This window comes from Dactylosporangium darangshiense (assembly GCF_039537565.1).
Lineage (GTDB): Bacteria > Actinomycetota > Actinomycetes > Mycobacteriales > Micromonosporaceae > Dactylosporangium > Dactylosporangium darangshiense.
In genome coordinates, this window is record NZ_BAABAT010000115.1 from 1 (window position 1) to 8,602 (window position 8,602).

8 protein-coding genes and 1 pseudogene are annotated in these 8,602 nt (G+C 66.2%); 7 read left to right on the forward strand and 2 right to left on the reverse strand.

From position 1 onward, the window contains the following. The 3 genes from ABD901_RS57590 to ABD901_RS57600 all read left to right on the forward strand — a co-directional run. On the forward strand, positions 1 to 402 hold a 402-nt coding region (locus ABD901_RS57590), incomplete at its 5' end, for a carboxymuconolactone decarboxylase family protein (RefSeq protein WP_425556867.1). A gap of 81 nt (positions 403 to 483) precedes the next feature. Then, entirely contained in the window at positions 484 to 1,308 is an 825-nt protein-coding gene (locus ABD901_RS57595; protein WP_345144708.1) for an isocitrate lyase/PEP mutase family protein, read from the forward strand. A 59-nt stretch (positions 1,309 to 1,367) separates the two neighbouring features. Beyond that, positions 1,368 to 2,015: a nitroreductase family protein gene (locus ABD901_RS57600; protein ID WP_345144710.1), complete on the forward strand. Its 648-nt coding sequence runs from the start codon at positions 1,368 to 1,370 to the stop codon at positions 2,013 to 2,015. A 170-nt stretch (positions 2,016 to 2,185) separates the two neighbouring features. On the opposite strand, the pseudogene ABD901_RS57605 reads toward ABD901_RS57600, so the two are convergent. After that, positions 2,186 to 2,481, reverse strand: a pseudogene (locus ABD901_RS57605) (IS701 family transposase); the annotation flags it as partial. 205 nt (positions 2,482 to 2,686) lie between these two features. On the opposite strand from ABD901_RS57605, the gene tnpC reads away from it, so the two are divergent. The 4 genes from tnpC (at position 2,687) to ABD901_RS57625 (ending at position 7,678) form a co-directional block, all read left to right on the forward strand. Then, a complete protein-coding gene (gene tnpC / locus ABD901_RS57610) occupies positions 2,687 to 4,168 on the forward strand; it encodes an IS66 family transposase (RefSeq protein WP_345144712.1) in 1,482 nt (493 codons plus the stop codon). Between the two features lie 75 nt (positions 4,169 to 4,243). Then, the gene (locus ABD901_RS57615) at positions 4,244 to 4,438 is read left to right on the forward strand and encodes a DUF1737 domain-containing protein (RefSeq protein ID WP_345144714.1); all 195 of its coding nucleotides are present in this window, start codon (positions 4,244 to 4,246) and stop codon (positions 4,436 to 4,438) included. 244 nt (positions 4,439 to 4,682) lie between these two features. Continuing rightward, positions 4,683 to 6,575: a sensor histidine kinase gene (locus ABD901_RS57620; RefSeq protein WP_345144715.1), complete on the forward strand. Its 1,893-nt coding sequence runs from the start codon at positions 4,683 to 4,685 to the stop codon at positions 6,573 to 6,575. A 473-nt stretch (positions 6,576 to 7,048) separates the two neighbouring features. Then, entirely contained in the window at positions 7,049 to 7,678 is a 630-nt protein-coding gene (locus ABD901_RS57625; RefSeq protein ID WP_345144717.1) for a TetR/AcrR family transcriptional regulator, read from the forward strand. A gap of 106 nt (positions 7,679 to 7,784) precedes the next feature. Here the strand turns inward: ABD901_RS57625 and ABD901_RS57630 are convergent, their stop codons facing one another. Continuing rightward, positions 7,785 to 8,144 carry a hypothetical protein gene (locus ABD901_RS57630; RefSeq protein ID WP_345144719.1) on the reverse strand — a complete coding sequence of 120 codons (360 nt, stop codon included), beginning with the start codon at positions 8,142 to 8,144 and terminating at the stop codon, positions 7,785 to 7,787. Positions 8,145 to 8,602 lie beyond the last annotated feature (458 nt).

Below are 8,602 nucleotides of genomic sequence, written 5' to 3' on the forward strand. Positions count from 1 at the left end.
GGGCCCTCACCAGAACCTCAGGATCCGGCACACCATCGAGCGAACTCACGAGAGATGAACTCCAGACTCGCCCTCAGAACAACATTGCAGGTTCAAAACCTGCCTCATGAGATCTTGGCACAGAGGGGTATGTCGAGCGACGACATCAACCTCAGCCGCGCTGGGAACTCGGTCGATCCCAAGCGCGCCGCAGTCGCTCGGTTCGCTCAACGGGTGGTCGAGAGCCGCGGACAGGTCAGCGACGCCGACCTCGAGGCTGTGCGAGGCGCCGGGTACACCGACCCGCAGATCTTGGCGATCGTCACGCTCGCGGTGCAAGTCCTGCTCACCAACTTCATCAACAACGTCAACCAGACCGACATCGACATCCCCGCCGTCAACTCGGCCGGTACCCCCGGTTGATCGCCGGAACCCCCGTCGGGCCCGCGCACACAACGCGGTAAACCCTCACTGCCCCAAACGATCATTCAGGAAAGGTGCGATATGCCGGGCTCCGAACTCTATGAGAAATTCATGGCGCTGCACACTCGCGACGGTGGCCTCGTCATGCCGAACGCCTGGGACGGCCTCTCGGCGCTGATGCTGGCTGATGCCGGTTTCGAGGCGATCGCGACATCATCGGGAGCGCTCGCCGCCACGCTCGGCCGACCCGACGGACGTCACGAAGTCACCCGCGACGAGCATCTCGAGCATGCGGGACTGCTCGGCCGGCTCACCGGGCTGCCCGTCAACGGAGACTTCGAGGACGGTTACGGCGACAAGCCTGAAGACGTCGCGGCGACCGTCGAAGCCGCCGTCGAGTTCGGCTTGGCCGGTATCGGGATTGAGGACACCTCGGCTAATCCCGATCGACCCATCCGCGACTTCGACGAGGCTGTCAATCGCGTACGTAGCGCGGTCGACGCGGCCAAGGGGCGCATCGTCGTCACCGGCCGCACCGACAACTTCATCCAGGGGCGGCCCGATCTCGACGACACCATCCGCCGTCTGACGGCCTTCGCTGAGGTCGGCGCGGATGTGCTCTACGCGCCATTCCCGCCCGACCTCGGCGCACTTGACGCGATCGTCACCGCGGTCGCCCCCACACCGGTCAACGTCCTCCTCTCACCGTCGGACAAGGTGCTGACTGTCGCTGAGCTGCAGAAGGCCGGGGTCAAGCGCATCAGCTTGGGTCCGTTTCTCTACGCCAACGCGATGGGGGCACTCGAACAGGCCGTCAAAGCACTTGTCGCGGGTGACCTCGCGTCGGCAACAACGGGCATGAGCTTCGAGCGTATTGGTGAACTCATCGCCCGCAGCAAGAACTGACCTACACCCTACGAACCACCGCTTCTCACCTACTGATCGAACGAAGAAGGCAGGTCGAAATGGATCTCGACAAGCTCATGAACAAGCACCTCACCAGGTACTTCGACGCCAGCAAGACCATCCCGGAGGGGACACTTCAGCAGCTGCTGAGGTTCCTGCGTTCGACGCCGTCGTCGACGAATGTACAGCCCAACCACTTCTACGTCCTCGCCACGCCTCAAGGTAAGGAGCACCTCGTTGCCAACCTGGGCGAACGATTCCAGGACAACAGCGAGAAGATCCTGAACGCCTCACACACCGTCATCCTCACCACCAGGGCGGATCTTCCCGAGAGTCACCTCGATGCGGTCTTCACCAAGGAGAGGGCCGACGGGCGGTTCCCTGACCAGGCAAAGCACGCGCTGTGGGAGTCGATGACCCGCGATTTCCTCAATCTGCGCAACTACGGCTACAAGGACGTGAACCACTGGATGGAAAAGCAGACCTACATGGCGCTGGGCATGACGATGATGGCGGCCGCTGAGCTCGGCGTCGAAGCCATGCCGCTCGAAGGGTTCGACCCGACCAGCGTCGACAAGGCGTTCAAGATCCGCGAAACTGGACACACCACGACAGTGCTGCTGGCCCTCGGCTACCCCGACCCCGCGAAGGCGTACCCCACCCCGATTTCCCGCTTCGAAGCCGACCAGCTGTTCACCTTCGTATAAGCACTGCAACGACAGGTCGTGATGTCCGCGTCTCTTGTAGTGGCTTCTGCGGGCGCGGGCTTGACTTGCTCTGCACCAGTTCGACCAGTGCACGACGTGGTCGATCGCATGGACCAGCGGAGCCGTGATCCGATTGAACAACCGTCGGATCTCGTTGACGGACAAGGGAATCAGGGCTCCGCTGCCGTCGGCAGCGGAGCCCACTTTTTGACGGCGTCTCGGGTGATCACGAGGAACGCCGCCGCGAGCATGGACAACGTGATATGTCGATACCACGCCTCAAACCCGCAAACGTGGTAGTGATCGAGGCGGTCTCGTTCTTGGCGGTCTGGAAGCACTCCTCGATCGCCCACCTCGGGCCCGCCACGCGGATCAGCTCGTCGAGGTCGGTGTCGGTCGGCCCGAAACACACGTAGGGGACGACCGTGCTCGGGTCACTGACGCTGCGCCGGGCCAGCAGCCAATGCCACCAACTCGGGCAACGGCCGCAGCCGCGCGGTTCGTGTGTATTCTCCGCCCGCAGGCGTACCGGCCTCCGTGACCTCACCGCCCGGCGCCCGCTGCACGACTCCGCGCGTAAACATTCAGGCCCGAGGTGCGGGGGTTTGTAGGTGAAGCGCCGGGCTGAGCAGTTCCTTGCCTGCGTGGGAGACATCTGGTGATGTTTCTGGGTGCCTGATCCGGAGGAGCTGTCGCGCGCTGAGCTGGTCGCGTGTGTGCGGGATCAGGCTGTCCGGCTTGATGATCAGGCGCGCGAGTTGGAGGCATTGCGGACGGAGAACGCTGAGCTGCGGATGCGGCTGGACCGGTTGGAGCGGCTGCTGTCGCGGAACAGCTCCAACTCATCGATGCCGCCGTCGACGGACGACCTGCCGGGTAAGACTCGGCCGGCGGACAAGCCCACCGATGGCAACGGGGGCACCAAACGTAAGCGGGGCAAGCAGCCGGGCGCGCCGGGCGCGCATCTGGCCTGGCGGGAGGACCCGGACGAGACGCTGCCGCACTTCCCGGAGGGAACCTGTGGGTGCGGTGCGGACCTGGCCGACGGCGTCGATCTTGGGGTGGCGCGCTCGCACCAGCAGCACGAGGTGCCGCAGATGTCGGCGACGTGCACCCAGCACGACCTGCGCGCGGTGCGCTGCGGTTGCGGGCGGACGCACGTGGCCCAGCGCCCCGACGGCGTCGCCGAGGCGGCCGTGTCTTACGGGCCGAACCTGCAGGCCTGGTGTGTGTACCTGATGGTCGTGCACGCGATCCCGGTGGCCCGCTGCGTGGAGCTGGTCGGGTCGTTGACCGGGGCGGCGCCGAGTGCGGGGTGGGTCCACTCGCTGATCGAGCGCACCGCCGCCATGCTGGCCACGGTCGATGCCCGGATCCGGACGCTGATCACCCTGGCGTACGCGGTGTGCTGCGACGAGACCCCGATCCGGGTCGGTGCCCGCAAGGCCAAGCGGTACCTGCCGGTCGCCTGCACCCAGCGCTACACCTGGTACCACCTTGGCGACCGGAGCCTGGCCACGTTCAAAGACTTCGGCCTGGGCGAACTGTCCGGCGTGGTCGTACACGACCGCTATCAGAACTACGACGCCGCCGTGTTCGCTGGCCTGGTCCACCAGCCGTGCTGCGCCCACATCCTTCGCGATCTTGCCGATGCCGCCGAGTGCTACCCGCAGGCAAACTGGCCGGCCCAGATCGCCGATGCATTGCGCGACCTGATCCACGCCGCGAACACCGCTCGCGATGCCGGCCTGCCCAGCATCGACCCCGACTTCCGCGACACCCGGCTGACGTGGATCTGTTCCGGGACCGCGATCGGCCTGGCCGAGGTCGACCGCAACCCGGACCCGAAAGGCAAGCAACCGCCCGGACGCTGCCTGTTGGAGATGCTGCACGACCGTCTCGACGACGTCGTCCGCTTCGCCTTCGACCTGGGCGTGCCACCCACCTCCAACCAGGCCGAACGTGACCTACGACCGGCCAAGACCCAGCAGAAGATCTCCGGACGGTTGACCCCCGAGACAGTCATCCGGGCCCGCTACCGCATCCGTGGCTACGTCTCCACCGCCGCCAAGCACGGCCTTGACCAACTCGCCGCCCTTCGCGACGCGATCCTCGGCAACCCTTGGAAGCCACCAGACCGAGCCCCCGCCTGACAGCCACCCAGTCGGACATCACGCCGGTCACCACCTCAATGTCCTGCGCAGTCCACCGTTTGACATGCTGGCGGCATGACTGACCAGCCGCCGGATGGCCTGCCACGCTACCGCGTCCTCACCGGACCCGATGACGAGACGTTCTGCCGCAGGGTCAGCGAGGCTCTCAACCTTGGGTTCCGGCTTCATGGCAGCCCTGCGGTGACGTTCAACGGTGACCGAGTGATCGTCGCGCAGGCCCTTGTCTGGCCGAGTAGTGCGGAGGAATAACCCCGTCCACACCGCCCCGGGTAACGCTGGCGGCGCAGAACCAACGGCGAACTCGACGACCAGCGAAGACTGAAACCGACGCAAGCGGCTGAATGCTTACCTCCGCGCTACAGTGGACGAAACCGTCCAGTCAGCCGATCAGCGGTGAAGTGCCACGTCCACTGGTCCTCTTCTCGTATCACCCACCGCTCCACCCAGGTCGCGTCTCGGACGGCAAACACCCTGAGGCGAAAGGATCGCGGTGATGCAGACACGTGTGGCAGAAATTCGGGCACGTCTGGCGGCGCGCATGGGTCGGCCGACGCCACCACCGATTGCGCTAGGGGCCGCAATCGCGTTCTTCCTGGTGATCGAGACGCTTCTGGTCTATTCGCTCACCGGCGTCGTCCCGGCCGGCACCCTGGCCAATATCTTTCTTATCGGAGTGTTGGCGATCTCGACGATGTGGGGGCTGCCGCTCGCGCTAGGGGTGGTGGTGCTCGGCACCGTCGCGTACGGCGTGGACATGAAGGACTCCGCACGGGTCGCGGCGTTCTTCCTCGTGGCGATGTTGGCCAGTTTGGTGGTGCAGCTGGCCCGCACCCGTGCGGCCGAGGCGGTGACGCGTCGCCAGGAGGCTGACCTGCTCGCTGAATTGGCCCGCCTCATGCTGTGCGCCGACGATCTGCGCTCGATCTTGCCGGAGGCTTCGCGTCGCCTGGCGCGGACGCTGGGGCTTTCCTTGGTGGCGATCGAACTTGACAGCGTTCCGGGCGATGCGCAGCGGCTGGCGTTGCCGCTGCGGTACTGCTCGCATACAGGTACCGGCACTCTGCTCGTCTCCGCCGGCTCACCGGAGCCGGTCCTGCGGCGGCTGCGTGAGCGGGTAGTGGCCCCGCTGGAGACGCTCTTGGGTGCCGCGGCCAACCGCGGGACGATGAGCGAGTCGCTGCGTGCGAACCGCGACGAGTTGAGCGACCTGGCGAGAGAGCAGGCGAGCCTGCGGCGGGTGGCGGTGCTCGTCGCGCACGGCGCGCCACCGTCTGACGCGGTCGCCGCGGTCGCCGCGGAGACGGCGTCGCTGCTGGAGTCGGATGCCACGAGGCTGGTACGCCACGAGCCTGCGGGCACCGTCAGCGTTGTCGCCGAGTACAGTGAGCTGGCCGTCGAGCCCACGCTGGGCCGGCAGCTCCTGCCCAACGGCGGCGTCACGGAGCTGGTGCTTCGCACCGCGCGCCCGGCCCGGGTGGACAGCTACGACGGTCGGGAAGGCGCGCTCGCCGACCTGGCCCGGCACCAAGGCTTCAAGTCGTCGGTCGGCGCGCCGATCGTGGTCGAGGGCCGCGTGTGGGGCGCGCTGGTGGCCCTGTGGGCTCGGCGCGGGCCGGTGTCACCCGGGGCCCCGGACCGGTTGGCGCAGTTCACCGAGCTCGTCGCGACGGCAGTAGCGAACGCTGAGAGCCGGGACGAGCTCAAGGCGTCGCGCGCCCGGATCGTCCTCGCGGCGGATGAGGCCCGCCGTCGTTTCGAACGCGACGTGCACGACGGCGTCCAGCAGCGCCTGGTGTCGCTCGGCCTCGAACTTCGCATGGCGGAGGCGTTGGTGCCGCCCGAGCTCGTCGACGTCAAGGCGCGGCTTTGCGCGACCACGGAAGGCCTGACGGACGTCTTCAACGGGGTGCGGGAGATCTCGCGAGGCCTCCATCCGGCCATCCTCTCCAAGGGCGGCCTCATGTCCGCGCTCAGGGCAGTCGCCCGCAGGTGTCCCGTCCCGGTCACGATCACCCCAGGCTCGAAGTATCGGCTGCCCAACTGTGTCGAGCGTGTCGAGGTGGCCGCGTACTACCTCGTGTCCGAAGCCCTCACCAACGTGGTCAGGCATGCCCAAGCCTCTGCGGTCGACATCAACGTCGAGTTCACCCGCGCCCGCGCGACGGGACGCGAGTTCCTCGTGGTCTCGGTCCACGACGACGGCGTCGGAGGAGCCAACTCGGCCCTCGGCACGGGGCTGGTGGGTCTTGCCGACCGGGTCGCGGCGCTCGGCGGACGTCTGCGGATCGTCAGCCCCGCAGGTGAAGGGACGACGCTGAAGGCGACGCTGCCGACCGACGCCGAATGCTGCGGCGAGAAGCTGCCCCTGACCGACGTTATTCAGTGACCGGGTTGCAGCACAGCCGGGGACAGCAACGATCCTGACCATACGGAACAGCCGCGTAGACACGGTCAAGCGGTCCACTTCGTAGCCTGGTTCATCGCGCTGCAGACCACTGTCGAGGATGGTGCATGAGGATGGTGCATCTGGTAGCACCGTTGCATTGAGCGTTGGCAAGATCGCGGCAGACGTGGATCTGACGCAACACGGTGCGGGCGAGTCGATGCACAAGCGAGGCGAGGAAAGCCCGGTCAGCAGAGGCGAACTGGATCCTCTGGCCGTTCAGCTGCTGGTGCAGGTGTAGTCGCATCAGGTCGGGATCGGCGCCAACCGAGACCCATAGGGCTCGGAGAACGTCGGCGCGCGTTGGTGACCGGGGAGTGTCGGAAGAATCTCTGTGACTGTCCCGCGGAGCACCGGAGGGACCGTGCGGTCCAGCAGGAGGTGGGGATGTGATCAAGCAGGGTAGCCTGAGGCCCGTGAGCAGGCTGGAGAACGCACAAGCTATGCGGAGGCTGACGCCACGTGGCGCCGCTACCCGCGCGCGCATCGTGGCGGCCGCCCTCGAACTGATGTACGTGAAGAGTGTGAACGCGACCACGCTGGATGATGTCCGCGCCGCGAGCAACGTCAGCAAATCCCAGCTATACAACCACTTCGCGGACAAGGAGCAGCTGGTTCGTGCCGTCGTGGAGGCGCGTGCGGCGCAGGTCCTCGAGCGCGAACGCGGCTACCTGCAACGGTTGAAGTCCTTCCACGGGCTGATCCGGTGGCGCAACGCCCTGGTCCAGCGCAATGCGCTCCAGAACGGCGCGTACGGCTGCGGGCTTGGGTCGATGGCCAGCGAGCTGGCCGACCAGGACGAGGAGGCCCGCTCTACGCTCGCCGAGTCGTTCTCGGAGTGGGAGGGTCTGCTCGCCGCCGGCCTGCGCCGGATGCAGGACAGCGGGGTCCTCAAACAGGACGCTGACCCCCAGAAGCTCGCCACCGGTCTCATGGCCGCATTGCAGGGCGGGTACCTGCTCGCCGAGACCGCGCACGACATTACTCCCATGGAGGTCGCGCTCGACATGGCGCTCGAGCACGTCAGGTCGTTCCTCACCTCGTGACAGCGTGCGCTTGGACGTAGCCAAGGGCCATGTCCAGCGCTGTCTCGAATTGTCCGACATCGCGAGTGGTCCGGGCGAGGAGCATGCCAACCCTGCAAGGCGGCCATCAAGCCGGTGGCCAGCCGATCAGGATCGGCATCCGGCGACAGGTCGCCGTTGTCCTGTGCACGGGTGATCCCCCCGCCAGTAGCGACTCCCACACCGTGAAACCGGCATGGACGACCAGTCGCCCGCACTCCTCGCCGGCGACGAGCAGGTCGGCCAGGCAGCAGAGTGTGCAGACCGCGCCGCCGCACATCCGTTCCAGGCGCACCATCTCGTCCCGCCATCGAACCAGGTCCCGCACGGAGCTCGCAGCGTTCAGCAGGGGCCGCTGTGTCGCCAGCAGCTTGTCGATTCTGGCTTGTACGGCCTCCGTGGTCAGAGCTTCCTCGGAGAGGCGGCAGTCCTGGCCATGGCGGTCCACAGGGTCCACTATAGGCAGTGCCAATCATGATGAGTGCGGCGGCATATGGACTAAATAGTCCTAACCAAGATGAAGGGCGCCGGCCATGAAGATGCGAGAACAGGTGTATAGCCTAGGGTATCGTGCCAGCACCTGTGGCTCAGTACTGCCTACGAAGGTACTATATAGTCCACTGCATCAGAACGGGGTTGCCCGTCGCCAGGCCGGTGTCAGGAGGAGTGGATGGCACTATCGCTGGAAGATCTGCACGTCGAAGACGGCGACGAGGTAGCTGTCAAACACGTCCCCACGGCGCTGACAGTGGCAAACTTTGCCTACGACGATGGCGCGACTCAGCCCTGATCCACCGATGGGATTGATGTGAGCACGAGGGCCCGGATGCGATGATGCCCCCGCGAGCTGGAAAGATAGAGGTTCTTCAGGCTTCTATCGTCCAGTTCGAGAGGGCACCGTCAGGG

What these genes read in the sequence shown, in the direction of transcription:
- ABD901_RS57600 (WP_345144710.1), top strand. Translation starts at nt 1,368, where the DNA reads ATGGATCTCGACAAGCTCATGAACAAGCACCTCACCAGGTACTTCGAC.
- ABD901_RS57615 (WP_345144714.1), top strand. Translation starts at nt 4,244, where the DNA reads ATGACTGACCAGCCGCCGGATGGCCTGCCACGCTACCGCGTCCTCACC.
- ABD901_RS57595 (WP_345144708.1), top strand. Translation starts at nt 484, where the DNA reads ATGCCGGGCTCCGAACTCTATGAGAAATTCATGGCGCTGCACACTCGC.
- ABD901_RS57620 (WP_345144715.1), top strand. Translation starts at nt 4,683, where the DNA reads ATGCAGACACGTGTGGCAGAAATTCGGGCACGTCTGGCGGCGCGCATG.